Genomic DNA, 25,361 nt, shown 5'->3' on the forward strand with positions numbered 1-25,361 from the left:
GAGGCGGTCTGTCCAGGCTTGGCGCCTCCCCTGGGCCGGGATTATCCGGGGGGGCGGCCACCGTTGGTTCCAAAGATGCGTTGAGCGGGTCGGCGGGCTAGGGTAATATGCCCCCTTCCTGCCGTTCCCACCAGCGCGTTACTCCTCTGGCAATCATCGACTTCGTCAAAAAGCTGTTCAGCCCCCCGCCACCGCCGCGACCCGAGCCGGAACCCCAGCCCGTGGCGCCGACCTGGCCCAGGGTCTATCCGCGTCCCGAGCATATCATCTCGCGCAGCCATATCAGCGACAACGCGCTCAAGGTCTTGGGCCGTTTGCGCCAATCCGGCTATCAAGCCTATCTGGTGGGCGGTTGCGTGCGCGACTTGCTGCTGGGGCGCGAACCCAAGGATTTCGACGTGGTGACCGACGCCCGGCCCGAGGAAGTGCGCGAGGTGTTCCGCAATTGCCGCTTGGTGGGGCGTAGGTTCCGGCTGGCCCATGTCTATTTCGGCGACGAGATCGTCGAGGTGGCGACCTTCCGCAGCAGGAGCGGCGAGGATTCCCAAGGCGCCCATGTCCACGCCAATGGCCGCATCCTCCGCGACAACGCCTACGGCAACATCGAGGACGACGCCTTCCGCCGCGATTTCACCGTCAACGCCCTGTATTACAACATCGAGGATTTCTCGGTGGTCGATTATGTCGGCGGCATGGACGACCACAAGGCCGCCATCCTGCGCTTGATCGGCGACGACCCCGAACAACGCTACCGCGAAGACCCGGTGCGGATGCTCAGGGCCGTGCGCTTCGCGGTCAAGCTGGGCTTCAGCATCCATCCCGATTGCGCCGAACCCATCCCCCGGCTGGCCCGCTTGCTCGGCGAAATCCCGCCCGCCCGGCTCTACGACGAAATGCTCAAGCTGTTCCTGGGCGGCTACGCCGTGCAGACCTTCGAACAATTGCGCCAGCACGGTCTATTCGCCGCCCTGTTCCCCGACACCGAGCGCTGCCTGGGGCGGGAGCCGGAAGGCTTCCCTTTGACCTTCCTGGCGAAATCCCTGGAGAACACCGACCAGCGCATCGGCGCGGGCAAGCCGGTCACGCCCTATTTCCTGTTCGCGGCCCTGCTGTGGGAACCGACGCGGGCGCGGGCCGAATCCCTGGTCGCGGGCGGCCAGAACCCGCTGCTGGCCTACCAGGACGCCGCCGGCGAGGTCATCGCCCGCCAGGTCCAGCGCGTCGCCATCCCACGCACCCTCACCCTGCCCATCCGCGAACTGTGGTCCTTGCAGCCGCGGCTGGAAAACACCACGGGCCGCGCCTTCCGTATGCTCGGCCATCCGCGGTTCCGCGCCGCCTACGATTTCCTGGTGTTGCGGGCCGCGACCGGCGAGGCCGACCCCGACCTCGCCGATTGGTGGACCCGCTTCCAAACCGCCTCCGAAGCCGAGCAAAAAGCCATGACCCGCACCGGTCGCCGTCAGGCTTCGGCCCGTTCCAAACCCCGCAAGCGACGGAACCGCGCCAAATCGCGTAAACAGGATGCCTCAACCCCAACCCCTTGAACCCGTCCTCGCCTATATCGGCTTCGGCGGCAACCTGGGCGACCCCGTCGAACGCCTGAGGGCGGCGCGGCGCGAGGTCGCGGCCATACCCGGCGTCCGCGAGACGGCGTTTTCCAGCCTATACCAGAGCGCCCCGATGGGTCCGCAGGATCAACCCGAGTACGTGAACGCCGTGATGGCGATCACCACGAGCCTGGCCCCCTTGGAGTTGCTGCGCGAATTGCAGGCAGTGGAGGCCCGGTTCGGACGGGTGCGCGGTGTCGGCGAGCGTTGGGGGCCGCGGACCCTGGATTTGGACCTGTTACTCTATGGTCAGCAAGCCTTGGCGTGCGACCGCCTCGCCGTGCCCCATCCGGGCTTGGCCGAACGCGAATTCGTACTCTATCCCTTGCTGGAAATCGCCCCCGGTTTGGAAATTCCGGGTTTGGGTCCGCTGTCCGAATTGGCGCGGCATTGTCCTTTGCGCGGCTTGACCCGGATCGAGGAGGAACGCCATGGATAAACCACTGACCCTGCCCGCCCTGCTCGCCATGAAGGCGCGTGGGCAAAAAATCGCCACCCTCACCGCCTACGACGCCGCCTTCGCCGCCGTGATGGACGCGGCAGGGGTGGATTTGATCCTGGTCGGCGATTCCCTGGGAATGGTGGTGCAGGGCCATCCCGGCACCCTGCCCGTGACCCTGGACCAGATGGTATACCACGCGGCCTGCGCGGCGCGGGGCACGCGGCGGGCGGTGTTGGCGGCGGACTTGCCGTTCATGTCTTATTCCAGCGTGGGGCAGGCGCTGGACAGCGCAGCCCGGTTGGTGCGCGAGGCGGGCGTGCAGATGGTGAAGCTGGAAGGCGGGCGCAAGCGCCTGGAAGTCATCCGCGCCCTGGCCGAGCAGGATATTCCGGTCTGCGCCCATCTCGGGTTGCTGCCGCAATCGGTGCATAAGCTGGGCGGCTATCTGGTGCAAGGGCGCGACGAGCGTGCCGCCCAGACCATGCTCGAAGACGCCATCCTGCTGCAAGAGGCCGGTGCCGGCATGCTGGTGCTGGAATGCATCCCGGCGGCGCTGGCCGGGGAAATCACCGCCGCGTTGTCGATCCCCACCATCGGCATCGGGGCCGGTCCCGCTTGCGACGGCCAAATCCTGGTCTGCTACGACATGCTGGGCATCACGCCGGGCAACCGCCCCAAGTTCTCCAAGGACTTCCTCGCGGGCGCGGACGGCGTCGCCGGGGCGGTGCGGCGCTATGTGGCCGAGGTGCGGGAGGGGCGGTTTCCCGGCCCGGAGCATAGTTTCTAACGGCGCGACCACACCGCTGATTCCTGAATCCCATCCCGCAAGTTCCGCTTGCCGCGGCCTGGAAGCAGGGTTTCCAAACCCGCGTTCCCAAGCCGGGCTTGGGAACGGGCACATCCGTTCCGGTACTGCGTGGCCCAGCCCATCGCCAGCCGCCCGCGCCTGTGCTAAGGTCCAAGCCCCCCTCAGCCCCGGACCCCGCGTGCCAGCCCAACCGCACCTATCCCGCAGAACCCGCTTGGCCCCGGCGCTGGCCTTGTGCCTAGCGGCGCTCGCCGTCCAGGCCGAGGAACCCGTCCTCACCGCCGAACGCGCCGTAGGCATCGCCCTGGACGGCAATCCCAACCTGGCCCAGATCAAGGCCCGCGCCGCCGCCCTGGCCGCCGTCCCGGCCCAGGAAGGCAGCCTGCCCGATCCCACGCTGAGCTTCGAGGCGCTGAACCTGCCCACCGCCTCCGGTTTCAACCTCCATCAGGAGGATATGACCATGCTGGAGGTCGGCATCAGCCAGACCCTGCCGTTTCCCGGCAAGCTGGCGCTCAGGGAACAAGCCGCCGCCTTCGAGGCCGAAGCGGCGGCGCACACGGTGGCGGAAGCCCGTTTACGGCTGGCCCGCGAGGTGCGTAGCCGTTGGTGGCGATTGGCCTATATGCACCATGCCTTGCTCATCATCGCCGACACCGAGCAACTCCTGAAGCAGGTGGTGGACATCGCCGATACCCGCTATCGGGTCGGCGAAGGCTTGCAGCAGGATGTGCTGGAAGCCCGCCTGGAACTCGCCAAGCTCGGCCAGGAACGCGCCCAGCATATCGGGATGCACCGGAGCGAAATCGCCCGCCTCAACGCCTTGCTCAACCGGCCCGCCGACACCGCTATCCGCCTGCCCGAGGAGATCGACACCCAACTGCCTGACCTCCACACCGGGGCCGATCTGGCGGCCCTGGCCGAGCATAACCGGCCCGTGCTGGACCAGGGCCGCAAGCGCGTCGATGCCGCCCGCAGCCGGGTGGCATTGGCGGAGCGCGAGTTCTACCCGGATTTCACCCTGGGCGCGGGCTACGCCTTCCGCCAAAGCACGCCCACGGGCCAAAGCCGCAGCGACTTCGCCAGTTTCCGCCTGAGCCTGAACCTCCCGATCTACGCGGGCAGCAAGCAAGCTTCGATGGTCGATCAACGCAATAGCGAACTGTTGAAGGAACGCTATGCCCTGGAGGAGGCCGAGCGCAAGATCGAAGCCGAACTCGCCGCCGGGCTGGCCGAATACCGGGGCAACCGCGAGCAATTCGGCCTGTACCAGCGCGATATCCTGCCCCTGGCCGAACAAACCGTGATCGCCGCGCTGAACGCCTATCAGGTGGGCAAAACCGATTTCCAGGCCGTGATCCGGGCCGAGAACGCCTGGTTCGAGACCCGGCTGCGCTATTGGCAAGCCTTGGCCGAAGCCCGGCAATCCCTCGCCAAGCTGATGGCCGTGGCCGGCGACGAGGCGGAGCCATGAGCCGGGCGGCTTTGTTGTGGACGGCTGTGCTGGCCGGGACGCTGGGCGCGGTGGGTGGTGGCTGGTGGGCGCGGCGGCAAGTCCCGCAACCCACGCCGGTCGCCGCGCAGGCGGAGCGGAAACCCTTGTTCTACCGCCATCCCATGAATCCGGCGGCGACCTCGCCCGTGCCCGCCAAGGACGAGATGGGCATGGATTATGTGCCGGTCTATGCCGAAGCCCCCGCCCCGCCGTCCGCGGAGCAACCGCGCACAATCCTGCATTACCGCCATCCCATGGGCCAGCCGGACACCTCGCCCGTGCCCAAGAAAGACGCCATGGGCATGGATTACCTCCCGGTCTATGCCGACGGGGACGCGGCCCGGCCCGGCGCGGACTCCGCCGTCCTCCGCATCGCCCCGGAAAAAATCCAGAGGCTCGGCGTGAAAACGGCGCGGGCCGTTGGGGCGGAACTGGCCCAGGTGGTCCACAGCGTCGGCACGGTCGAGGCCGACGAGCGCCGCTTATACGCCGTCGCCCTGCGCTTCGAGGGCTATATCGAACAGCTCCATGTCAATACCACCGGCCAGGCCGTAACCCGCGGCCAGCCCTTGTTCGAGCTTTACAGCCCGGAGCTGGTCTCGGCCCAGCGCGAATATCTGACCGCCCGCAACGCCCAGGCCGCGCTGGATCGAAGCCAGGACTGGATCCGCTCCGGGATGCGCGACATGGCGGAGAACAGCCTGGACCGCCTACGCAACTGGGGTATTTCCGAGGCCGAACTGGCCGAACTCGCCCAGCGCGGCCAAGTCCGGCGTACCCTGGTGGTGCGTTCGCCCGCCACCGGCGTGGTGATGGAAAAAACGGCGGTCGCCGGGGCCAGGGCCATGGCCGGGGAAACCTTGTTCAAGATCGCCGACCTCTCGGAAGTCTGGGTGATCGCCCAGGTCTACGAGCAGGACATTGGCCGGGTCGCGCTGGGACAGGCGGTGACGGCCCGGCTCGACGCCTATCCCGAGCGGGAATTCCGGGGGCGGGTGGGTTTCATCTATCCCATGCTCGATTCCGCCACCCGCACGGCGCGGGTCCGGGTGGAATTCCCCAACCCGCAAGGCTGGCTGAAACCCATGATGTTCGCCCACCTCGAAATCGCCACGCGGGCGCACAAGGCGCTGGTGGTGCCGCACTCGGCGGTGCTGGAAAGCGGCAAGCGCCGGGTGGTCCTGGTGGACCTGGGGGAAGGACGGTTCGAGCCGCGCCCCGTGCGGCTGGGCCTGCGCGGCGAGGACGCGGTCGAAGTGTTGGAAGGCTTGCGCGAGGGCGAATCGGTGGTGGTGGGCGCGAACTTCCTGATCGATGCCGAGAGCAATCTGAAATCGGCCTTGGAGGGCTTCGCCGCGCCGCGGGAAGCGCCTTAGGCGGCTAGAAAACCAGGAAATCCGTCACCAAGGCCACCGCTTGGCCGTCCCGGTCGAGCCCGAAGAACGAGGGATAGAGCCCATCGCCCCAGCCGCTGGAAAAGCAGGCGATATTGCAGGGGGAAGCGGAGCTGGGCGTGAACACCAGCCACGACCGGGTGTGCTTATAGGTCGCGTCCATCATATCGAGGAGTTCTTCGAAATAATCGGGATCGATATCCATGCTGGACGATAGGTGGCGGCCCGCTTCCACATCCATGAAGCAGCCCGTCCCGGCATCCACGCCGTAGCCGAAATAGCCTTCCTCTTGCAGCATCGCCACCTCCTGCCCGGCGACCACCGCCATTTCCCAACGCTCGATATGCCCATCGGCTTGGAACACCAGCCGGGCGAACGCGACCCGTTCGTCGCCGTCGGGGAGCCGCGCGATGGCCAATTGGACCGGGTAGTTGCCCGGCGGCACCGCGCGGGTGAACGCCGGGGGCGCGGGATCGACGAACGGGTCCGACGCGGCGACCCGGCCCGAGGCCACCGTCAACAACCCGATGCCGACGACTTCGAAGCCGTATTCCTTGCCATCGACGTTCAACGGACGCTCCGCGAACGCCGCGCCGACCTGGGAATCCGATAATTGGTAGCTCATAAACCCACGCTCCGTTGAACCGCCTACGTCACATAGAAACTCGCCGCCAAGGTCTCCACCACCAAGGACCAGCCATCCACCAACACGAACAGCATCAGCTTGAACGGCAGCGAAATCACCATGGGCGAGAGCATCATCATGCCCATGGACATCAACACCGTCGCCACCACCAGATCGATGATGAGGAAGGGCAGGAACAACAAGAATCCGATCTGGAAGGCGGTCTTCAACTCGCTGATCATGAAGGCCGGGATCAACAGCGAGAACGGGGTTTCCTCCGGCGTGTCGATGGTCTTGCCGGAAACGCGGACGAACATTTCGAGGTCGGTTTCCCGCGTCTGGCGCAGCATGAACTGGCGGAACGGCACCCCGGCCCGCTCCACCGCCTGCTCGGGCGTGATCTTTTCTTGGATATAGGGCTGGTAGGCTTGGTCGTGGACCTGCTCGAACACCGGCAGCATGGTGAACAGCGTCAGGAACAGCGAAATCCCCAGCAGGACTTGGTTGCTCGGGGTCTGGCCGGTGCCCAGGGCTTGGCGCAGGATCGCCATGACCACCATGATGCGGGTGAACGAGGTCATGCCCAGCAGCAACGATGGCAACAAGCTCAAGGCCGTCATCAGCACCAGGATTTGCAGGCTGACCGTGTAGGATTGCCCGCCCTGTGGGTTATTGGTCACGGTCACGGCGTCGATGCCGGGCGCGGCCTGCGCGGCGACGGCGAAGAACACCCCGCCGGCCAGCAGCCAGCCCCAGCCGAGTCCCCGGAGCGGATGCCGCGCTTTCAAGGTCGCTTCCGGTTCAACAATTCCGCCAGCCGCTGGGCGAACAGGCCGGCGGCCTCCGGTGGCGGCGGGGCTTCTTCGACCGGGATCGAGTCGGTCCCTTCCAGCACGCACAGGGTTTCCACCCGGCCCGGCGCGACGCCCAACACCAATTGCTTGCCGCCCGCCTGCAACAACACCGCCCGCTCCCGCGCCCCCAGCGACACCGCCGCCAGCACCCGGAACCGCCCCGGCGCCAGCCGCGAAAAACTGCCCAAGCGCCGCAGCAGCCAAGCGCCGAGGAAAATCAATCCCAGCACCAGGACCAAGGCGGACAGCCATTGCCCGAGGTTCACGGCGGGCACGGCGGGGGCCGGGGTTTCGGCCCATGCCGCCAGCGGCCACAGCGTCCAGCCCAGCGCCGCCCGTCTTTTCATCGCAGCTTCTTCACCCGTTCGGCGGGACTGACCACATCGGTCAGGCGGATGCCGAACTTGTCGTTCACCACCACCACCTCGCCATGGGCGATCAAGGTGCCGTTCACCATCACGTCCATGGGTTCGCCCGCCAGCCGGTCCAGTTCCACCACCGAGCCTTGGGTCAGTTGCAGCAGATTGCGGATATTGATGCGGGTACGGCCTATTTCCATGGCGATGGTCACGGGCACGTCCAATAGCACGTCGAGGTTGACATCCTCCGACTTCGCCTCGACCGTGGGCGGCGGCACCAAGTCGTCGAACTCGGCCCGCATGGGTTGGGCGATCTTGGGGGCGCTCGCGATGCGGTCGGCCAAGGCCTGCTGTTCCTGCATCGCCGCCGCCCAATCGTCGGCGAAATTATCGCCCGCCCCGTCGCCCGCGCCGTCGAGGGGATCGTCGAATCCCAGATCGTTCTCGCTCATCGTTCGCTTTCCTCACCACCGGGCATGGCCCGGCACACCCTAGATCAACACGCCCCGGTCCGCCTCCGGCTGCCGGGCCACCTTCTCCAATATCTGCACCGCGTAATAGCCCTTGGAGACGCCCAGCTTGGCCCGGAACACCGGGATATCCTCGATGATGACGGTGACGGTCTCTGGCAGTTCCACCGGGATCACATCGCCGGGCTTGAAATGCAACAGGTCTTCCAGCACCAGTTCCTTTTCCACCAGGAGGCTGTGCATCTCGAGTTCGGCCCCCAGGATTTCGGCGTGCAGGGCCGAGCGCCAACGGCCATCGACATCCTCGCCGCGGTCGCCCTGGATGCCGGCGTCCAATAATTCCCGGATCGGCTCGATCATGGAGTACGGCATGGTCATATGCAAATCGCCGCCGCCGCCTTCGAGTTCGATATGGATGGTCGAAACCACCACCACCTCGGTCGGGCTGACGATATTGGCGAATTGCGGGTTGACCTCGGAGCCCAGGTATTCGAAATCGATGGGCATGACCGGGGCCCAGGCTTCCTTCATGTCCTTGAAGATCAAATCCAGGATGATGCGGATGATCCGCATCTCGGTGGGGGTGAATTCGCGGCCCTCGATCTTGTTGTAGAACTGCCCGGTGCCGCCGAAGAAGTTGTCCACGGCGGTGAACACCAAGGTCGGCTCGATCACCAGCAAGGCCCGTCCGCGCAGGGGGTTCATGCGGACCACGTTGAGGTTGCTGGGCACGAACAGGCTGTGGACGTATTCCGAGAACTTCAACACCTGCACCCCCGACACCGAAATCTCGGAGGAGCGCCGCAACATATTGAACAGGCTGACCCGGAAATGGCGCACGAAGCGGTCGTTGACCATTTCCAGGGTCGGCATCCGGCCCCGGACGATGCGGTCCTGGCTGGTGAAATCGAAAGGCCGCACCTCGCCGCGGGTGTAGCCGGTATCCGACTCGGTCTTGATCTCGCCATCGTCCACGCCATGCAAGAGCGCGTCGATTTCTTCCTGGGTCAATAAATCATGGACGGCCATGGCGGGGACTACTGCATGACGAAAGCGGTGAAATAGACTTCCTGGATGGCATCGCGCTTGCGGGCCTGCTTTTTGATGATGGCGTTGATCTCCTCCAACAGCTTGGCCCGCAAGGCTTCCTTGCCCTCGGTGGTCTTGAGGACGCCGGGGTCTTCGGCGCTCATCAGCATCAGGAGGTTGTTGCGGATCATGGGCGAGTGCTTCTTCACCGCCTCGACCGCGCCCGGATCGTCGGTCGCGACGCTGAGGCTGACTTGCAGGACGCGGGCGTCCGGGCTGCCCTGGAAATTGACCACAAAGGCCGGCTCCAACTCCTGGTAGAGCGTGGGCGCTTCGTCGTGTTCGCCATGTTTGCCCTTTTTGTGCTTGCCATGATCCTCTGGTTCGTCTTCGTGTTCGGCCTCGGCGGTTTCGGTCTTTTCGGCCTTTTCCGCGCCGTGTTCGTCATGCCCGGCCGCCGTGGCTTCCTGGCCCGCCGGGGCCGCGCCGTCCGCCGCCTTGGGCGGGAAGATGCCGAGGAAATACAAGGCCGCGAACACCGCGATCAAGGTGCCCAACACCGCGCCCAGCACGATGAAGGCGAGCTTCTTGACGGACGAGGTTTTGCGTTCCTCGCCCAAGTCCAGTTTGTCTTTTTCCGCCATGGTGGATTCCTTGGAAGTTCGCCGGGGTGGGAGTCCACCCAGTGCCATAAAACATAGCCCCATTCCCCGCAATTGGTAAGCGGCGGCGGGATTCCGGCGGGCCTGGACGCGCCGGGCCGCGCCAAAAACCGGACGCGCAACGCGCTACCGGGAGCGCATGTGGATTGTCAACACGCCGGGCCGGGATGCAGAATGGCGGGGGTTCCGCGCCCTAGAGCGCGGTATCCACCGCAAAACCATAACCTTCCATCATCCATTATCCCGGAGAGACTATTCCATGGAGAACGCAATCCATCACCGCGTCGTCGTGGTCGGCGGCGGTGCCGCCGGACTCGGCGTCGCCGCCCGCCTGCTGCGCGCGGGCATCAAGGATGTCGCCATCGTCGAGCCTTCCGAACACCATTATTACCAACCGTTCTGGACCTTCGTTGGCGGCGGGGTCGTAGGCCGCGAGCAATCGGTGCGGCCCATGGCGGGCCTGATCCCCAAGGGCGCGACCTGGATCAAGGACGCCGCCGCGACTTTCGATCCCGCCAACAACAGCCTCGCCACCCAAGGCGGCAAGACCCTCAATTACGACTACCTGGTGGTCTGCCCCGGCTTGCAGATCGATTGGGGCAAGATCAAAGGCTTGCCGGAAGCCCTGGGCAAGAACGGCGTATGCAGCAACTACGGTTACGACCTCGCCCCCATCACCTGGGACAACATCAAGAATTTCCAGGGCGGCAACGCCGTGTTCACCTTCCCGCCGCCGCCGATCAAATGCGCGGGGGCCCCGCAGAAGATCATGTATCTGGCCGAGGATTATTTCCGCAAGCACGGGCTGCGCGACAAGACCCGCGTCCTGTATTACTGCGCCACGCCCAGCATCTTCAGCGTGCCCAAATACGCCAAGGCCCTGATGGAACAGGCCGTGGGACCGCGCGGCATCGAGGTGTTCTTCAAACACAACCTGGTGGAAATCCGCGCCGGGTCGAAGGAGGCCGTGTTCCAGAACGCCGATTCGGGCGAAGAAGTCGTGCAGCCCTACGACATGATCCATGTGGTGCCGCCGATGAGTTCGCCCGATTTCATCAAGCAAAGCCCCTTGGCCAACGCGGGCGGCTGGGTGGACGTGGACAAGGCCAGCTTGCAGCACACCCGCTATCCCAATGTGTTCAGCCTGGGCGATGCCAGCAGCCTGCCGACCTCGAAGACCGCCGCCGCCATCCGCGCCCAGGCCCCGGTGCTGGAAGCCAACCTGCTCGCGGTCATCAACGGCGGGCAACCGGCCCTGGCCTATGACGGCTATACCTCCTGCCCGCTGGTCACGGGTTACGGCAGGCTGATCCTGGCCGAATTCGACTACGATCTGAAACCCAAGGAAACCTTCCCTTTCGACCAAGGCAAGGAACGCCTGAGCATGTACCTGCTCAAGCGCTACGCGATCCCGATGATCTATTGGGAAGGCTTGCTGAAAGGCTATCAATGGCCGCGGCCCGGCATGTCCTGATGGCGTTCTGGCGGCGGGCGGGCTGACCCCCCCGGTGCCCGGTCCCGGCGGTGGCCTCGCGGTTCGATGGCCCAAACTGGAGTCCAAAGTTTGCTTTGGACCGGCTTGCCAAAGCAAGCTTTGGACTCCAGCCCTGACGCGAACCCTGGACCACCGCCCCGGCCCGAATATTACAAAACAACGGGCGATATGCTATAAACCCCGCGCCTTGCAACGCCGGTCAACACCGCTTTCCACCGTCATTTCCCGCCTGGAAAAAACCAAAAAACGCCGGTGGTTCCGCACCCCGGACCGGATCGCCCCACCTCCAACATTGGCCTCAGAACCATGACCCAACAATACTCCACACAGTCCTTCCCCCTCCTGAAAAGCGGCCTGTGCGCCCTGTCCATCGCGTTGAGCGCGTTGTTCGCGGCGGGCTGCGGCAGCGACCAGGGCGGCGGCGGCGGCGTCTCGGCCCCCGCCAGCGAGGAGGCCCATATCGCCGGCAATGTCCAGGACCAGCACGGCCCGATCATGGACGGCAAGGTCGAAGTCCACGACAAGAACGGCAAGCTCATCGTCAGCACCCCGCTGTCCGGCAATTCCAACCATTACAACCTCACCGTGCCGGCCGGCACCCTGTATCCCATCGTGCTGACCGCGACCCCGCCCGCGAATGACGTGGTCGGCCCGGTCAAGGCCGTGGTGACCAGTCCCCTGGCCGACCGCATGGACATCACCGATGTGACCACCATCGTGGTGGATTCCGCCCTGACCCTGGGCGGGCTGACCGCCGAAAATATCGCCAAGGCGTCCGGCGCGGCCATCGGCCTCAGGCAGCGCGAAGGCGTGAGCGCGGGCGCGGGCGGCGGCGGCAGTGGGGCCGGCCAGAGCGCCGGCGGCGTCAGCCGGGGCGGCCATGGCGGACACGATATGTCGGGCATGGGCGGTGGCTCCGGTTCCAGCGGCGGCGATTCCTCCATGGAGGGGATGCAGCACTGAGCCAGGACTGCGGCTTCCCGATAAAAAACGGCGGTGGGGACGACCCACCGCCGTTTTTTTATGGTCCCGTCATCCGCGGCGAATTTCCGTCGCGTCCCGTCCGGCCAAGGCGCTGGAAGTGTCGGAAAACCTAGGCTAGGGTACCCCCGCCCCGTACCATTGGACGGCACCGGCGCGGCACGATCCCAATCAGCCCGTTCCGTTCCCAATCTCCCGCCCCGCCTGTTGCCATCCCTTACTGACTACAACGTTTGAGGCCATATCATGAACAACGTCCGTTTATGTTTTTGGGTTGGGTGGGCTGCGGCTTGGTCCGCGCTCTCCTGGGGGACCGCGCAGGCGGCGGGTTGGACGGCGACCGGCGCCCTGCCCCAGGCACGCTACCAGCACACCGCCACCCTACTGCGCGACGGCAAGGTACTGGCCGCGGGCGGCATCTACAACATCGACCCCGAGACCCCGCCCTACCTCGCCGACGCGGCGCTGTACGATCCGGCCACCGGCCTTTGGACCGCCACCGGCTCGCTGCCCCAGATCAACTATTACCATACCGCCACCCTGCTCCCCAACGGTAAAGTCCTGGCCGTCGGCGGGGACGAATACTGGAACGGCGTCCCCGATACCGGCCCCGACGCCATCAGCGCGGCGCTATACGACCCCGCCACCGGCACCTGGACCGCCGCCACCGCCCTGCCCACGCCACGGGATGCCCACACCGCCACCCTGCTGACCAACGGCAAGGTGCTGGTCGCAGGGGGCTATGGCAACAACCAGTCGCTCGCCAGCGCGGTGCTGTACAACCCGGCCAGCGGCACCTGGACCCCCACCAACCCACTGCCCGAGGCGCGGATCTTCCACACCGCCACCCTGCTGACCAACGGCAAGGTGCTGGTCGCGGGGGGCTATAACGATAGCCAGTCCCTCGCCAGCGCGGCCTTGTACGATCCGGCCAGCGGCACCTGGACCGCCACCGGTTCCATGTCCCAGGTACGCTATAACCATACCGCCACCTTGCTGCCCAATGGCAAGGTCTTGGTCGCGGGGGGCGATCATCCCGGCGACCCCGTCCACCAAACCTCCGGCGCGGAACTATACGATCCGGCCACCGGCACCTGGAGCGCGACCGGCGCGTTGCCGCAAACGGTGGATTTCGGCCACACCGCCACCCTGCTGCCCAACGGCAAGGTACTGGTCGCGGGGGGTGGGTATTACTACGATGGCCATGATGACTACTCCGCCAAGGCGGCGCTGTACGATCCGGCCAACGGCACCTGGAGCGCCACCAGTTCGATGATCCAAGCGCGGAGCGGCCATTCGGCGACCCTGCTGCGCAACGGCAAGCTCCTGGTCGCGGGGGGATACGACACCGGCACCAACCAATACCTCGCCGAGGCCGAAATCTACACCGCCGCCAACGGCGGGCAGGGCGCTCCCGATTTCGTGGTCACGGCGGTCGATTTGACGCCCGCGGTGCCCACTGTCAACGCCGCCTTCACCGCCAAGGTCACGGTCAAGAACCAAGGCCAAACCGCGGGCGACGCCGGACAATTGCTGGCCTGGACCGACCAGCGCAGCGCCCCGGTCTGCGGCGCGACCGCCGACCTGTCCGCCAGCATCGGCGTCCTGGCTCCGGGGGCCAGCGTGACGCTGACCCTCGCCAACCTCCATGCGGCCAAGGCCGGGGCGCTGGTTTTCCGCGCCTTCGCCGACGGCACCTGCGCCATCCTGGAAAGCAACGAGCGCAACAACCAAACCACCCTGGCCTACCGCGTCCTCGGTGCCCAGCCCGATTTCGTGGTCAGCGCCGTCGCGCTCGGCCCGGTCAACCCCAAGGACGGCAAGATCGCCGCCACGGTGACGGTCAAGAACCAAGGCGCGGGGGCGGGCGACGCGGGTTATCTCGATGTCTGGGCCAACCAGCCCGCCGCCCAAACCTGCGGTGCCCAAGGCGATGCCTGGGCCGATATCGGCAAACTCGCGGCGGGCGCGTCCAGGACGGTCAAGCTCAACTTGATCCCCGGAGCCCCCGGCGCGAAGACCTTCCGGGCCTTCGTCGATAGCTGGTGCGGCACCGCCGAAGCCAACGAAAACAACAACCAGACGGCCCAGGGCTATACCGCGCAATAGGCCGCGGCCATGGAAAACGGCGGTGGGAACGGCCCACCGCCGTTTTTTATTGCCCGCGCTACGGCCTGGGTTGGTTCAGGCGCTGCTCGATCTTGCGCTTGTACAGCAGGAAATGCATGGTCTGGAGCTGTTCCGGCGTCTCGACCCCCAGGATCGACAAGGGCAAGTCGATATCGCTGATATGGATCGGATAGCGCAGCCCGCTCCGGCGCAAGGCCAGGATGCGCTCCGCCGCCGCCGCGAATACATCCTGTCCGCTCTCCATGGAGGAGCATTCCCAGTCGTCGCAGGCGATGGTGTACGCCGCCCGTCCCGGCCCGATCTCCTGGGCGAACACCCGCACCTCGATCTTCTTGCCCACCGCCCCCGGCGGGAGCCCGGCGGGCCGCGCGGCGTATTCCCCCGCGCCATCGCGCTCGACCAGGTAATACTCGATCCCCGCCGCCGCCAGCACATAACGCTGCAACACCGCCCCCAGGAACACCGCATACGGCCCCAGCACCACCGACGGCCCCAGGGGTTCGTGGACCCGGTGGAACAAGGAGCCGCGCTCGTCCAGGATGAACACCCGCACCTGCGCCGCCTCCGCCAGGCAGAACACCTGGACCGCCCCCGGTTTATTGCAACGGTAGAGCGCGGGCAAAGGGTCCAGCCCAGCGCCCGCCAGGGCCGGATCGAAACTCAAGGAGGCGAAAGACGCCCTGGTCGCGGCCAGTTCCGCATAGAGCCGCTCCTCGTCGGGCAGTTCCCGGAACTCCACCCCCAGGGGCAGGCGCTCGAACAGGAAATAGGAACGCCCGCCCCGCACCACATAACGCGCCGCGCCCGCCCCGAACGCCGCCCGCAGGGCGCGGTACACGGCTTCGACCCGGCCCGCGATGGTGCGGGCGCGGGTGGTGGCAAAGCAAAAGCTATGGAAGCGCGGGGCTTCCCCGCCGGATTCGTTGACCAGTTCGGCCAGGCAGGCGAACAGCCCGGTCAGGCCCTGGTATTGATGGACCAGGATTTCCCGCCAGGAAGTCAGGATCAAGGCATCGACCCGCTCGATCAGGTTGGCCCGTTCGTAGCCATAGCTCAGGGCGTCGTAGCGGTTGCTGGCCAGGCGCAGGTTGGCGCGGCGCTGGGCTTCGGCATCCGCGCCCAGATTGATGAACAAGGCCACGGCCACGGCGCGGGGTGGACGGCTGTATTCGTCCAGGGTTTCCGATTCCGCCCGCTGCGTCTTGAGGACCCCGGCCAGGGCGTCGCACGCCTGCCGTAGTTCCGAGGGGCCGAACACGCTGTGCTGGGTTTCCAGGTACGGGTTCATGGACGGGCGGTACAAGTTGTTATGCACCAGCCAGGTGAGGCCCTCCAGGAGGCTCCGGGTTTTGCGGAGGATGGGCGCGGCGCTGGCACCGCCCTCGCGCCGCAGCGACAGCGCCCAGCCCGGTTCGCCATCGGCCAGCCGGATTTCTTGCAGGGCGTAGTCCTCCGGCTCGATATGGTCGCCGCCGTCCAGGCAGAGCGAGTCGATCTTGCCCGGCTTGCGTTCCAGCGCGGCGGACATGCGCCGCCCCAGCCGGATGATCTCCTCGCCCACCAAGGCCCGTCCGCCCGAGTGCAGCAAGGCGAACCGGCGCATTCCTTCATAGCTCAGGCGCAGTTCGCCGACGATGGCTTTCTGTTCTTCCAAGGCCGCCACGACGCGCCAACGGCGGCGCTGTTCGATGGCTTTGAGCCGGGCGGGGGGCCAGCCCCAGTCCCGGACCTTGCGGGCCAGGATTTCGCGCCGCCGCGCCTTCTCGGCGGGGGCCGCCGTCACCGCCGCCATCAGCCCGTTGATCTTGAGGTAGAAGCTTTGGCGGGCCAGTTCCAGCCGGGCGGTTTCGCCGCGCGCCAGCAGATAGCGCTCGACCTTGCGGTACATCAGGAGATAGGAATCGAGTTCCTCGCTATCGGTTTGGTCCTGGTACAAGGCCGCTTTCAAGCGGGTGCAAAGCCATTCGATGCGCGGATATTCGGCGCTATAGCTCTCCATCAGCAGCAGTTTAAGCAGGGATTTGTGCGGGGAGGCGATGGCCTTGTTCAAATGCCACAGCGCCCCGCCCAGGAACTCCTCGGGCCGCACCCGTTCCAGCCCGCCGAAATCGATCAGGTCGTCGGCGTTGACGAAGCGGTTGTCGATCAAATGGCGGAGATATTCGCCATAGCGCTCCTCCTGTTCCGGCGGCACCAACCACCACCCCGGAATCCGGCCCGCCAGCCATACGCTGGTGCGGTAGAACTCCTCCAACAACAAATGATGCTGCACACTGCCGCAGCTTTCGGTGGAGACCGGCGTGCCCTGGCCTTGCCTGAACATCTCGCTGTCGATGAAGAAGATATGGGCTTCCAAACCCAGGGACGCGGCCCATTGCTCGATCCCCGCCGCCTTGCGGTGTAGCTCCGCCAAGCGGGCCGTGGCCAGGCCGGGCCGGTGGCAGAGCCAGATATCGAGGTCGCTTTTGCGGGAATAGGCGATGCTGCCGACGCTGCCCATGAGGTAGAGGGCGTCGATGGGATATTCCGGGCGCAGGCCGCGGCTACGGCTCTCGAAACTCTTGGACAGCTTGGCGGCGCAGCGCAAGGTGGCGCGGCCCGGCTGGTAATCCGGGAGTCCGGCCGGGGTGTCGAGGCTGACGAAACCCGGCAGGTTGGGATGGTTGCAATGGAACAGCAAGGGCAGGAGGTCGAGGAATTCGCGCTGGCGGAGGGTCTGGCATTCCTGGATATGCTGGGCTTGCAGGCGGTGCAGGTTCTTGAAGCGGCGCACCACGGTGGCGAGGTCGCGGCGGTCGATGTCCTCGCCGGGAACGCCGAGATGGATGGGATGGGCGTTTGGGCCGGACATGCCCCGGCCTCAACGCTGGGGCGGGGCGGGGAGCAGCCGCCGCAGGAGCTTGCGGGCGTCGTCGCCGGTACGCCAATCGGTGGCGGACACCGTGATGGCCCCGCCCCCGGCCCGGACCCGCGCCGCCCGTTCCGCCCCGAGCTTGGCGGCCAGCGCCTCGGCGGCGGCCAGCCGGGTTTCCGGCAGCACCACCAGGAACGAGTTGGCGTCGAAGCGGCCGATCTGGTCGGCCCAGCGCAGTTCGGCGTTCAATTCCTGGGCGACGCGCTTGAGCGCCTCGGGATCGGGTTCGCCGTCCGGCGGCAGGACGCGCAAGAGGATCGCCGCCAGCGGATTGCCGTAGCGGCGGCTGCGGCCTATTTGGTTTTCCAGCGCCTGTAGGATGGCCCGGAGGTTGAGGACGCCGGTTGCGGGATCGCGGGTTTCGAGGCTCTGGGCCAGCGCGCGGTACTGGTCGCGTTCCTGGGCCAGCCGCGCCTCCACGCCCATGTCCTCGAAGAAATAGGCGGTTCCGCCCGCCGCCAGGGGCGCTTGCGTACGCCGCCAATGGATGTCCCCGGTCTTGTCTTCGGTGGCCGGGCCGAACCAGGCCGCGACCGGAGTCGCCGTCCAATCCAGTCCGATCAGCGCTTCGGGTTCAACGCCGCACCAAGCCGCCCAGCGCCGGTTCGCCCAGGCGATCCGCCCGGCTTCGACGATCACGGCCCCGCAGGGAGCCGCGTCCAATACCTCGCGCAAGGCCAGCGCCGCCACCGAATTCCCCATGCATACTTACCTCGTGTCCGAACGCCGACGCGCTCTATCCGACAGTTTACCGGAAGCGCGGGCCTTGCCCTATGATGGCGGTCCCCATTCCACGCCCCGCGCCCCGGCCCGCCATGCTGCTGATCGAACAAAGCTCCGAAGTCCATCACACCGTCAACCATTCCCGCTTCATCGGCTTCGCCCTGCCCTGCGCCGACGAGCGCGAACTACGGGCGCGGCTGTCCCAGGTCGCCCGCCAACACGCCGACGCCCATCATCTGGCCTTCGCCTACCGCATCCAGACCGGGCAGGGCCTCGCGACCTATTGCAACGACGCGGGCGAACCCGGCGGCACGGCGGGACGGCCAATCCTGGCCCATCTGGAAGGCTTCGCCGTGGTGAACGCCGTGGTGGCGGTGATCCGCTATTTCGGCGGGATCAAGCTGGGGGCGGGCGGCTTGGTCCGGGCCTATGGCGGCACCGCGAAACTGGCCTTGGAAGCCGCCCGGCTCATCCCCTATGTCGAATACACCCACATCCGCCTGAGCATCGCCTATCCCGACCTCCAACCGCTGACCTACGCCCTGGGCAAGGCGGGCGGGGAAATCCTGGCCAAGGATTTCGGGGCGCGGGTGGATTTGACCGTGAAGCTGCCCGCGCCGGAAGCCCCGGCCTTCCTGGCCCGTTTCGGCGGCCCCGTCTGAACCCGAGGAGATTTTCCATGGACTTGAACAACCCCGGCCTCCGCATCGCCCTGGTCGGCGCGACCGACGATCCCGGCAAATTCGGCGCGGCCATCTACCGCGACCTCAAGCGCAAGGGCTACCGGGTCTATCCCGTCAACCCGCGCCGCGCCACGGTGGACGGCGACCCGGCCTATGCCCAATTGGCGGATTTGCCCGAGGTGCCGGACCTCGTCACCCTGGTGGTTCCGCCCGCGGCCGGCCTCGCGGTGCTGGGCGAATGCCTGGGGCTCGGGTTGCGGCGGGTGTGGCTGCAACCGGGGGCCGAGGACGCGGCGCTCCTGGAATTCTTGGACGCGCACGGCTTCGAATATGTGGCCCGGCGCTGCATCATGGTGGAGAGCCGGGCGCAGTAATCTTGCGTAGAGACGCCCACTACCCGCCCGCCCATAATCCGGGCGACCGTTCCCGGCATTTTCAACAAGGAGCCACCATCATGCCCAGAAGGACCGCAGCCGGATTATGGGCGGCGCTCGCCGCCACCACCTTGGCCGGCATCCCGCCCGGCCTCCAAGCCTCGCCCGCCCAGGCCGAAGCCACGCCCGAGGCCGGGAAGCAGCAGCACACCCAGGAAGCCCTCAAGCACGCCAAGCAAGCCGCCAAGAGCGGCAAGAAAGGCGATGTCAGCGTGATCGTCCAGCACGCGCAACTGGCGAAAACCGAAGTCGAGGCGGCGCTGGGCCAAAGTCCCGACAATGCCCATCTCAAAGCCGCGCTGGACAGCCTGAACCAAGCCATCCGCCAGGGCGAATACGGCGGGGGCGAGGAAGCCAGGGCCGCCGCCCACGAAGCCGTGACCCACCTCAAAGCCGTCCAATGACCGGAGGCCGCGCCCCTGTTTTTAGGGGCGGGATGCAGCAAGTGGGCTGGACGCCGGTCTAAGGCTCACTTACCGGGCGACCGGGACCGGCCCAGGCCGATCCGCTTCCCGGCAAGTCGGTCCGGCCCTGATCCGGGACCGCACACCACCCCGCACCACGGGGCAATACCAATAATCCCAATGGAGGATGCTATGCGTGGAATAAACCTGTTGAGCCTGAAGGTCGGCGTCCTGGCCGCGCTCCTGGCCCTGAACCCGGCCTTCGCCGCCGAGAACCACAAGGCCGAAGCCCTGAAACACGCCGAAGCCGCTGTCGCCAGCAGCAAGACGGGCGACGCCAAGGCCGTGGGCGAACACGCCGCGATGGCCAAGGTCCATACCGAAGCGGCGGAGAAAGAACATCCCAATGCGCATTTCGAGGCCGCCCTCAAGAGCCTGGACGGCGCCATCGAGCATAGCAAGATGGGCCATGCCGATATCGCGGGCAAGTCCGCCGAGGAAGCGGTCACCCATCTGAACGCGGCCCCCTGAACGTCCCCGCGCCGGACGGACCCCGCCCGGCGCTTCATTTGCCCTTCCTGTCGCCGTAGCGCCCGGCCACCGCCGCCCATTCCCCCACCTGCCAGAACACCGGATCGACCTCCCCTTCCACCGTGGGTTCGAGCTTGGGATCGAGCCCTGGGAAGAAATCGAAGCCGGTGCGGCGTTCCACCTCGTCCACCGTCACCACGAAGCGGTCCAGCGGCTCGTTGCCCCGCACCGTCTGCGGCACCACCACGGCCAGGAACCGGGGCGCGCCGTCCGGGCCTTGGGCGGCGTAAATCTTGTAGCAGGCATCCGGCACCTCGACCCGGAACGCCGATTTGAGCCGTTCGGTGCCGCCCTCGAACACCGGCCCGGTGACGACCCACAGCTTGCCGAGGCGCGGGGCCAGCCGGTCCAGTTCCACTTCTTCCAGCCGTTCCCACACCCGTTCGTTCAGCGCCGCCGTCTGCGGCACGATATTGGTCATCAGGAAGGTATCGCGCTGGCCCGCGCGGCCATACAGCACGCTGATGGCGTGGTTCGGGGCCAGGTGGCCGCGGTCGTAGCCGCTCTTGTCGTAATCGTCGTGGCCGATGCGGGTCAGGCTGCGCCCGTCGGTGACGAAGCGGTTGAGGCGCTTGAGGTGCGGGGCGTCGGCGGGCGGGGCCGAAAGGGCATAGATCACCCACAAAGGATCGCCGCGCAGTTCCGAATAACCCGCCAGATAGCCATGGTTGCGGAACACCCGCGTCCAGGTCATGGGATCGGCCCAACGGGTGGCTTGCGGCAGGCCCAGATAGGCCATCTGTGGCCGGACATATAGCGCTTCGTAGCCATACCAGCCGCCCAGCCCGGCCAGCGCCAACAACAAGGCCGCGGGATTGCCGCGGCCCCAGCGCCACACCCCTGCGAACAGCGCCCATAGCGCCAACAGCTTGCGTAGATTCACGGTATCGCACCCCAAACATGGCAAAGCCGGGGATTTTACCGGCGGCGGAGGGTTCGGAAACCCTCCGCCCCGGCTTCTACCCTGCCGCCTATCCCCCTAAAATCCGTCATCTTATTCAAACCATCCAAGATCATCGTTCAAATAGGGAGGGGCAATTCGATGGGTACTCAAGCCTGGATCGCGGTGGGTGTGGTATCGGGGTGTTTGGTTTTCCTGCTGTCCACGGCGGTGGCGCCGGAGTTGATCCTGATGGGCGGGGTGGTGGCCTTGCTCATGTCCGGGGTGTTGACGCCCGAGCAAGCCCTGGGCGGCTTCGCCAACGAGGGCATGATCACCGTGGCCCTGATGTATGTGGTGGTGGCGGGCATCCGCGAGACCGGCGGCGTGGACCTGTTGGTGCAATACGTCCTGGGGCGGCCCAAGACCCTGCGCGGTGCCTTGCTGCGGCTGACGGTGCCGGTGGCCACGGTCAGCGCCTTCATGAACAACACGCCCCTGGTGGCGATTTTCCTGCCGGCGGTGTTGACCTGGGCCAAGCGCCTGCAAGTTTCGCCGTCCAAGCTCCTGATCCCCCTGAGCTATGCCGCGGTGTTCGGCGGCACCATCACCTTGATCGGCACCAGCACCAACCTGATCGTCAACGGCCTCCTGGTCAGCGGCAACAAGGGCCATCTGGGCTTGTTCGATATCGCCTGGGTGGGGATTCCCTGTTCGGTGCTGGGCATTTTGTATATCTGGTTGCTGGCCCCGCGCTGCCTGCCGGAACGCAAACCCGCCAGCGCCGTGTTCGAGAATCCCAAGGAATACACCGTCGAAATGGCGGTGGAGGATAATGGCCCCTTGGTCGGCAAAACCATCGAGGAAGCCGGGTTGCGCCATTTGCAGGGTTTGTACCTGGTCGAGATCGGGCGCGGCGAGGAAGTCCTGGCGGCGGTCGGGCCTTATGAACGCTTGCAGGCCGGGGACCGGCTGGTGTTCGCCGGGGTGGGCGATTCGGTGGTGGAATTGCAGCGCATCAAGGGCCTCCGGCCCAGCATGGACCACGCCTTCACCCTGGAAGACCGGACCCACCGCGAGCGCGTCCTGGTCGAGGCCGTGGTCTCGCCGCATTGCGCCCTGATCGGCAAGACCTTGAAGGAAGGCCGCTTCCGCATGGCCTATGGCGGCTCGGTCATCGCCATCGCCCGCAACGGCCAGCGCCTAGAAGGCAAGCTCGGCCAAATCCGCCTGGAAGCCTCCGACACCTTGCTGCTGGACGCCCGCCCGCCGTTCCTGGAACGCCACCGCAATTCCAACGATTTCCTGTTGATCAGCCAGGTGTCGGACTACATCCCGGTGCGGCACGAACGCGCCACGCTGGCGTGGTTGATCCTGACGGCGGTGGTGGCGAGCGCCAGCCTGGAATGGCTATCGATGCTAAAGGCCGCCATGCTGGGCGCGAGCGCCATGTTGCTGACCGGCTGCTGTTCGGTGTCGGAAGCCCGCAAGAGCCTGGACGGACAGGTCTTGCTCGCCATCGCCGCCTCGTTCGGCCTCGGCAAGGCACTGGAACTCAGCGGGGCGGCGTCGGGGGTGGCGCATGGCTTCCTGGCCCTGGTGGGCGACGAACCCTGGCTGGCGCTGGCCCTGTTCTATTTCCTCACCGTGGTGCTGACCGAACTCCTCAGCAACAATTCGGTGGCGGTCCTGATGTTCCCCCTGGCCCTCGCCATCGCCGACAAGCTGGGCGTGAGCTTCTGGCCGTTCGTGGTCGCGGTGATGATCGCCGCCTCCATGGGCTTCTCCACGCCCATCGGCTACCAGACCAACCTGATGGTCTACGGTCCCGGCGGTTATCAGTTCCGCGATTTCGTGCTGTTCGGCGTGCCGTTGAATCTCCTGATGGGGATCGTGGCCTTGATCGTGATTCCCTGGGTGTGGCCGTTCCATCCTTGAATAGGGTGGTGGGCGGCGGAGCGGAATAGTATTCTCATCCTCCCCCACCCTCGCACCCGGCGGACACGGAGCGCACATTGAAGCAGCCGGAATCCCAAGACTCCTCCCACCGTTCCAGCCAGCCCCACCCACCGCCATCAAACTTCACCGGCAACCCCTGGCTGGACGAACTCCCCCATATCGCTTGGGTTGCGGACCCAGACGGCGGTCCCGTCCATTTCAACCGCGCCGGGCGGGACTATGTCGATGCCGGCCCGGACGGCGCGGACTGGTCGGCCTGGGTCCACCCCGAGGACGGTCCGGCCCTCGGGGCGGTGCGGGCCGGGTCCCGGCCCTATGCCGTCGAGGCCCGGCTGCGGCGGCGCGACGGTGTTTACCGCTGGTTCAGGATCGTGGGCAAGCCGCTGCTCGATACCGGGGGCGGGATCGCGCATTGGTTGGGCACCTGCGACGATATCCATGAATACAAGCAGGCCGAACACGCCCTGGCCTCGAACAGCGCCTTGCTGGCCACCGCCCCCGTCGGCCTGGCCTGCCTCGACCTGGAACTCCGCTACGTCCAGATCAATTCCGCCCTGGCCGATATGAACGGCCTGCCGGTCGGCGCCCATCTGGGCCGGAGCGTCGCGGAGGTCCTCCCGGAACTCTGGCCGCGGTTGGCGCCGATCCTCCAACGGGTCCTGGAGAGCGGGGAAGCGCTGGCCGGTCTCGAACTCAGCGGCGAGACGGCGGCGGAACCCGGCATCACCCGGCACTGGCTGGCCGGCTATTTTCCGCTGCGGGTGGACACGGCCCTGGTCGGCCTGGGCGCGGCGGTCCTGGAAATCTCCCAGTTCAAGCGGACCGAGGCGCTGCTGCGCGAAAGCCGGGACTTCAAGCGGGCGGTGCTGGATTCCATGGCGGCGCAGATCGCCGTGCTGGACCGCGACGGCGTCATCGTCGAAATCAACGAGCCTTGGCGTGGCTTGGCCCTGGCCCGCAGCCCCGAACCCGGCAGGCCCACCCCCCGCACCGGGATCGGCACCAACTATCTCGAAGTCTGCCGCGCCTGCCAGGGTCCGTCCTCCGACCACGTCCTGGAAGCCCACGACGGCATCCGGGCGGTACTGGACGGGGCGCTGCCCTGTTTCCAACTGGAATATCCCTGCCATGTCCCGGAACAAGAGGAGTGGTACAGCATGAAAGTCACTCCCCTGGGGCCGGATATCCGGGGCGTGGTGGTGGCCCATAGCCGCATCACCGAATACAAGCGGATCGAGGCCAAGCTGGCCGAACAGGCCCGGCAACTACGCGAGGTCGACCGTCGCAAGGATGAATTCATCGCCATGCTGGCCCATGAACTCCGCAATCCCCTGGCCCCCATCGGCAACGCGCTCAAGATCATGGGCCACACGGACGACCTGCCCGCGCGGGCCGCTTGGTGCCGGGGGGTGGTCGAGCGCCAGGTCGAGCATCTGACCCGCTTGATCGACGACCTCCTGGACGTGTCCCGCATCAACCATGACCGCATCGAATTCAAGCGGGAACCCCTGACACTCCAAGAGGTGGCGCGGCAGGCCGTGGAAACCAGCCGCCCACTGTTCGAATCCCGCCACCAGCGCTTCTCCCTGGCCGCGCCCCGCGAGCCGATCTGGGTCGAAGGCGACCGGGTGCGGCTGGCCCAAGTGATCGCCAACCTGCTCAACAACGCCGCCAAATACACCGGCGAGGGCGGGCGCATCGCCCTGGCCCTGGAAGCCCGGCCCGGCCATGTGGACATCCGGGTCCGCGACACCGGCTGCGGCATCGACCCGGCGAGCCTGTCCAATTTGTTCGAGCTGTTCTATCAGGCCGACAGCAGCCTGGACCGCGCCCAGGGCGGCCTGGGCATCGGCCTGTCCTTGGTGCGGCGCTTGGTAGAGATGCACGGCGGCGAAGTGCGGGCGTTCAGCGCCGGGCGGGGACGGGGCAGCGAATTCGTGGTGTCCCTGCGGCGGCTATGCGGCGTCCCGGTTCCGGTGGCGGGACCGCCCCCCGGCCCGGCCCCAGCGGAATTCAAAAAAATCCTGATCGTGGACGATAACCAAGACGCCGCCGAAAGCCTGGGGTTGTTGCTGGGACTCGACGGGCACCGGGTCGGGATCGCCCACGACGGGCCGGACGCCCTGGCCCAGGCCCGGGCCGACCCGCCCGAGGTGGTGCTGCTGGACATCGGCTTGCCGGGGATGGATGGCTATGCGGTGGCGCGGGCCATGCACGGGTTCGCGGGCGCGGACCGGCCTACGATCATCGCCCTGACCGGCTACGGCCAACCCGAGGACCGGGAGAAATCCAGGGCCGCGGGCTTCGACGCGCATCTGGTCAAACCGGTCGATCTCGACGCTTTGAACCGGCTGCTGGGCGCGGTGGGCCACGGGCCGTAGCGTGGCCTCCGCCGTGGGGATGCCCGTCCGCCCGCGGG

23 protein-coding genes are annotated in these 25,361 nt (G+C 66.6%); 14 read left to right on the forward strand and 9 right to left on the reverse strand.

The window, feature by feature from the left end; translation table 11 throughout:
• The first annotated feature begins 107 nt into the window (after window positions 1-107).
• The 5 genes from pcnB (at window position 108) to K5658_RS20695 (ending at window position 5,731) form a co-directional block, all read left to right on the forward strand.
• Window positions 108-1,547, forward strand: a complete 1,440-nt coding sequence (pcnB, locus tag K5658_RS20675; protein WP_221064929.1) for a polynucleotide adenylyltransferase PcnB — start codon at window positions 108-110, stop codon at window positions 1,545-1,547.
• Complete coding sequence (folK, locus tag K5658_RS20680) at window positions 1,525-2,049, forward strand: 2-amino-4-hydroxy-6-hydroxymethyldihydropteridine diphosphokinase (protein WP_221064930.1); 525 nt, start codon at window positions 1,525-1,527, stop codon at window positions 2,047-2,049. The genes pcnB and folK overlap by 23 nt, the downstream gene beginning before the upstream one ends.
• On the forward strand, window positions 2,042-2,839 hold the full coding sequence (gene panB / locus K5658_RS20685) for a 3-methyl-2-oxobutanoate hydroxymethyltransferase (RefSeq protein WP_221064931.1): 798 nt from the start codon (window positions 2,042-2,044) through the stop codon (window positions 2,837-2,839). Before folK ends, panB begins: the two co-directional genes overlap by 8 nt.
• Before the next feature lie 199 nt (window positions 2,840-3,038).
• Window positions 3,039-4,334 (forward strand): TolC family protein, encoded by a 1,296-nt coding sequence (locus K5658_RS20690; RefSeq protein ID WP_221064932.1) that lies wholly within the window; start codon window positions 3,039-3,041, stop codon window positions 4,332-4,334.
• Window positions 4,331-5,731, forward strand: a complete 1,401-nt coding sequence (locus K5658_RS20695) for an efflux RND transporter periplasmic adaptor subunit (RefSeq protein WP_221064933.1) — start codon at window positions 4,331-4,333, stop codon at window positions 5,729-5,731. Before K5658_RS20690 ends, K5658_RS20695 begins: the two co-directional genes overlap by 4 nt.
• A gap of 4 nt (window positions 5,732-5,735) precedes the next feature.
• Here the strand turns inward: K5658_RS20695 and K5658_RS20700 are convergent, their stop codons facing one another.
• From K5658_RS20700 to K5658_RS20725, 6 genes are all read right to left on the reverse strand, one after another.
• Window positions 5,736-6,374: a DUF4241 domain-containing protein gene (locus tag K5658_RS20700; RefSeq protein ID WP_221064934.1), complete on the reverse strand. Its 639-nt coding sequence runs from the start codon at window positions 6,372-6,374 to the stop codon at window positions 5,736-5,738.
• Window positions 6,375-6,397: 23 nt separating this feature from the next.
• Window positions 6,398-7,162 carry a flagellar type III secretion system pore protein FliP gene (gene fliP / locus K5658_RS20705; RefSeq protein WP_425515890.1) on the reverse strand — a complete coding sequence of 255 codons (765 nt, stop codon included), beginning with the start codon at window positions 7,160-7,162 and terminating at the stop codon, window positions 6,398-6,400.
• Window positions 7,159-7,575 (reverse strand): flagellar biosynthetic protein FliO, encoded by a 417-nt coding sequence (gene fliO / locus K5658_RS20710; protein ID WP_221064935.1) that lies wholly within the window; start codon window positions 7,573-7,575, stop codon window positions 7,159-7,161. The genes fliP and fliO overlap by 4 nt, the downstream gene beginning before the upstream one ends.
• Window positions 7,572-7,889 carry a flagellar motor switch protein FliN gene (gene fliN, locus K5658_RS20715; protein WP_246628668.1) on the reverse strand — a complete coding sequence of 106 codons (318 nt, stop codon included), beginning with the start codon at window positions 7,887-7,889 and terminating at the stop codon, window positions 7,572-7,574. The genes fliO and fliN overlap by 4 nt, the downstream gene beginning before the upstream one ends.
• Before the next feature lie 189 nt (window positions 7,890-8,078).
• Window positions 8,079-9,086, reverse strand: a complete 1,008-nt coding sequence (gene fliM, locus K5658_RS20720; protein WP_221064936.1) for a flagellar motor switch protein FliM — start codon at window positions 9,084-9,086, stop codon at window positions 8,079-8,081.
• An 8-nt stretch (window positions 9,087-9,094) separates the two neighbouring features.
• Entirely contained in the window at window positions 9,095-9,730 is a 636-nt protein-coding gene (locus K5658_RS20725; RefSeq protein ID WP_221064937.1) for a flagellar basal body-associated FliL family protein, read from the reverse strand.
• Window positions 9,731-10,007: 277 nt separating this feature from the next.
• On the opposite strand from K5658_RS20725, the gene K5658_RS20730 reads away from it, so the two are divergent.
• The 3 genes from K5658_RS20730 to K5658_RS20740 all read left to right on the forward strand — a co-directional run bounded on the left by K5658_RS20730 (window position 10,008) and on the right by K5658_RS20740 (window position 14,333).
• Window positions 10,008-11,222 carry an NAD(P)/FAD-dependent oxidoreductase gene (locus tag K5658_RS20730; RefSeq protein WP_221064938.1) on the forward strand — a complete coding sequence of 405 codons (1,215 nt, stop codon included), beginning with the start codon at window positions 10,008-10,010 and terminating at the stop codon, window positions 11,220-11,222.
• Window positions 11,223-11,549: 327 nt separating this feature from the next.
• Window positions 11,550-12,206 carry a hypothetical protein gene (locus K5658_RS20735; RefSeq protein ID WP_221064939.1) on the forward strand — a complete coding sequence of 219 codons (657 nt, stop codon included), beginning with the start codon at window positions 11,550-11,552 and terminating at the stop codon, window positions 12,204-12,206.
• Between the two features lie 264 nt (window positions 12,207-12,470).
• Window positions 12,471-14,333 (forward strand): Kelch repeat-containing protein, encoded by a 1,863-nt coding sequence (locus tag K5658_RS20740; RefSeq protein ID WP_221064940.1) that lies wholly within the window; start codon window positions 12,471-12,473, stop codon window positions 14,331-14,333.
• Window positions 14,334-14,391: 58 nt separating this feature from the next.
• On the opposite strand, the gene K5658_RS20745 is transcribed toward K5658_RS20740, so the two are convergent.
• Both K5658_RS20745 and K5658_RS20750 read right to left on the reverse strand, forming a co-directional pair.
• On the reverse strand, window positions 14,392-17,205 hold the full coding sequence (locus K5658_RS20745) for a class I adenylate cyclase (RefSeq protein WP_221064941.1): 2,814 nt from the start codon (window positions 17,203-17,205) through the stop codon (window positions 14,392-14,394).
• Window positions 17,206-17,214: 9 nt separating this feature from the next.
• A complete protein-coding gene (locus K5658_RS20750; protein ID WP_221064942.1) occupies window positions 17,215-17,970 on the reverse strand; it encodes a sensor domain-containing diguanylate cyclase in 756 nt (251 codons plus the stop codon).
• 71 nt (window positions 17,971-18,041) lie between these two features.
• Here K5658_RS20750 and K5658_RS20755 point away from each other — a divergent pair, with 71 nt between their 5' ends.
• From K5658_RS20755 to smbP (K5658_RS20770), 4 genes are all read left to right on the forward strand, one after another.
• Window positions 18,042-18,653, forward strand: a complete 612-nt coding sequence (locus K5658_RS20755; protein WP_246628527.1) for an IMPACT family protein — start codon at window positions 18,042-18,044, stop codon at window positions 18,651-18,653.
• Between the two features lie 17 nt (window positions 18,654-18,670).
• Complete coding sequence (locus tag K5658_RS20760) at window positions 18,671-19,048, forward strand: CoA-binding protein (RefSeq protein ID WP_221064943.1); 378 nt, start codon at window positions 18,671-18,673, stop codon at window positions 19,046-19,048.
• Between the two features lie 80 nt (window positions 19,049-19,128).
• Window positions 19,129-19,512 carry a small metal-binding protein SmbP gene (gene smbP / locus K5658_RS20765; RefSeq protein WP_221064944.1) on the forward strand — a complete coding sequence of 128 codons (384 nt, stop codon included), beginning with the start codon at window positions 19,129-19,131 and terminating at the stop codon, window positions 19,510-19,512.
• A 192-nt stretch (window positions 19,513-19,704) separates the two neighbouring features.
• Window positions 19,705-20,043 carry a small metal-binding protein SmbP gene (gene smbP / locus K5658_RS20770; protein ID WP_221064945.1) on the forward strand — a complete coding sequence of 113 codons (339 nt, stop codon included), beginning with the start codon at window positions 19,705-19,707 and terminating at the stop codon, window positions 20,041-20,043.
• A 34-nt stretch (window positions 20,044-20,077) separates the two neighbouring features.
• Here the strand turns inward: smbP (K5658_RS20770) and K5658_RS20775 are convergent, their stop codons facing one another.
• Window positions 20,078-20,986: a DNA/RNA non-specific endonuclease gene (locus K5658_RS20775; RefSeq protein ID WP_221064946.1), complete on the reverse strand. Its 909-nt coding sequence runs from the start codon at window positions 20,984-20,986 to the stop codon at window positions 20,078-20,080.
• 159 nt (window positions 20,987-21,145) lie between these two features.
• Here K5658_RS20775 and K5658_RS20780 point away from each other — a divergent pair, with 159 nt between their 5' ends.
• Together K5658_RS20780 and K5658_RS20785 are read left to right on the forward strand one after the other, a co-directional pair.
• Entirely contained in the window at window positions 21,146-22,921 is a 1,776-nt protein-coding gene (locus K5658_RS20780; RefSeq protein ID WP_221064947.1) for an SLC13 family permease, read from the forward strand.
• A 77-nt stretch (window positions 22,922-22,998) separates the two neighbouring features.
• Window positions 22,999-25,323 carry a hybrid sensor histidine kinase/response regulator gene (locus K5658_RS20785; RefSeq protein WP_221064948.1) on the forward strand — a complete coding sequence of 775 codons (2,325 nt, stop codon included), beginning with the start codon at window positions 22,999-23,001 and terminating at the stop codon, window positions 25,321-25,323.
• Window positions 25,324-25,361 lie beyond the last annotated feature (38 nt).

The sequence above is a fragment of the Methylomagnum ishizawai genome, assembly GCF_019670005.1.
In the GTDB taxonomy this organism is placed as follows: domain Bacteria; phylum Pseudomonadota; class Gammaproteobacteria; order Methylococcales; family Methylococcaceae; genus Methylomagnum; species Methylomagnum ishizawai.

Excerpts from the sequence above, each read along its gene's own strand:
- pcnB (WP_221064929.1), top strand. The coding sequence starts at position 108 with ATGCCCCCTTCCTGCCGTTCCCACCAGCGCGTTACTCCTCTGGCAATC.
- folK (WP_221064930.1), top strand. The coding sequence starts at position 1,525 with ATGCCTCAACCCCAACCCCTTGAACCCGTCCTCGCCTATATCGGCTTC.
- panB (WP_221064931.1), top strand. The coding sequence starts at position 2,042 with ATGGATAAACCACTGACCCTGCCCGCCCTGCTCGCCATGAAGGCGCGT.
- K5658_RS20695 (WP_221064933.1), top strand. The coding sequence starts at position 4,331 with ATGAGCCGGGCGGCTTTGTTGTGGACGGCTGTGCTGGCCGGGACGCTG.
- K5658_RS20700 (WP_221064934.1), bottom strand. The coding sequence starts at position 6,374 with ATGAGCTACCAATTATCGGATTCCCAGGTCGGCGCGGCGTTCGCGGAG.
- fliO (WP_221064935.1), bottom strand. The coding sequence starts at position 7,575 with ATGAAAAGACGGGCGGCGCTGGGCTGGACGCTGTGGCCGCTGGCGGCA.
- fliN (WP_246628668.1), bottom strand. The coding sequence starts at position 7,889 with ATGCGGGCCGAGTTCGACGACTTGGTGCCGCCGCCCACGGTCGAGGCG.
- fliM (WP_221064936.1), bottom strand. The coding sequence starts at position 9,086 with ATGGCCGTCCATGATTTATTGACCCAGGAAGAAATCGACGCGCTCTTG.
- K5658_RS20725 (WP_221064937.1), bottom strand. The coding sequence starts at position 9,730 with ATGGCGGAAAAAGACAAACTGGACTTGGGCGAGGAACGCAAAACCTCG.
- K5658_RS20730 (WP_221064938.1), top strand. The coding sequence starts at position 10,008 with ATGGAGAACGCAATCCATCACCGCGTCGTCGTGGTCGGCGGCGGTGCC.
- K5658_RS20735 (WP_221064939.1), top strand. The coding sequence starts at position 11,550 with ATGACCCAACAATACTCCACACAGTCCTTCCCCCTCCTGAAAAGCGGC.
- K5658_RS20740 (WP_221064940.1), top strand. The coding sequence starts at position 12,471 with ATGAACAACGTCCGTTTATGTTTTTGGGTTGGGTGGGCTGCGGCTTGG.
- K5658_RS20745 (WP_221064941.1), bottom strand. The coding sequence starts at position 17,205 with ATGTCCGGCCCAAACGCCCATCCCATCCATCTCGGCGTTCCCGGCGAG.
- K5658_RS20750 (WP_221064942.1), bottom strand. The coding sequence starts at position 17,970 with ATGGGGAATTCGGTGGCGGCGCTGGCCTTGCGCGAGGTATTGGACGCG.
- K5658_RS20755 (WP_246628527.1), top strand. The coding sequence starts at position 18,042 with ATGATGGCGGTCCCCATTCCACGCCCCGCGCCCCGGCCCGCCATGCTG.
- K5658_RS20760 (WP_221064943.1), top strand. The coding sequence starts at position 18,671 with ATGGACTTGAACAACCCCGGCCTCCGCATCGCCCTGGTCGGCGCGACC.
- smbP (WP_221064944.1), top strand. The coding sequence starts at position 19,129 with ATGCCCAGAAGGACCGCAGCCGGATTATGGGCGGCGCTCGCCGCCACC.
- smbP (WP_221064945.1), top strand. The coding sequence starts at position 19,705 with ATGCGTGGAATAAACCTGTTGAGCCTGAAGGTCGGCGTCCTGGCCGCG.
- K5658_RS20780 (WP_221064947.1), top strand. The coding sequence starts at position 21,146 with ATGGGTACTCAAGCCTGGATCGCGGTGGGTGTGGTATCGGGGTGTTTG.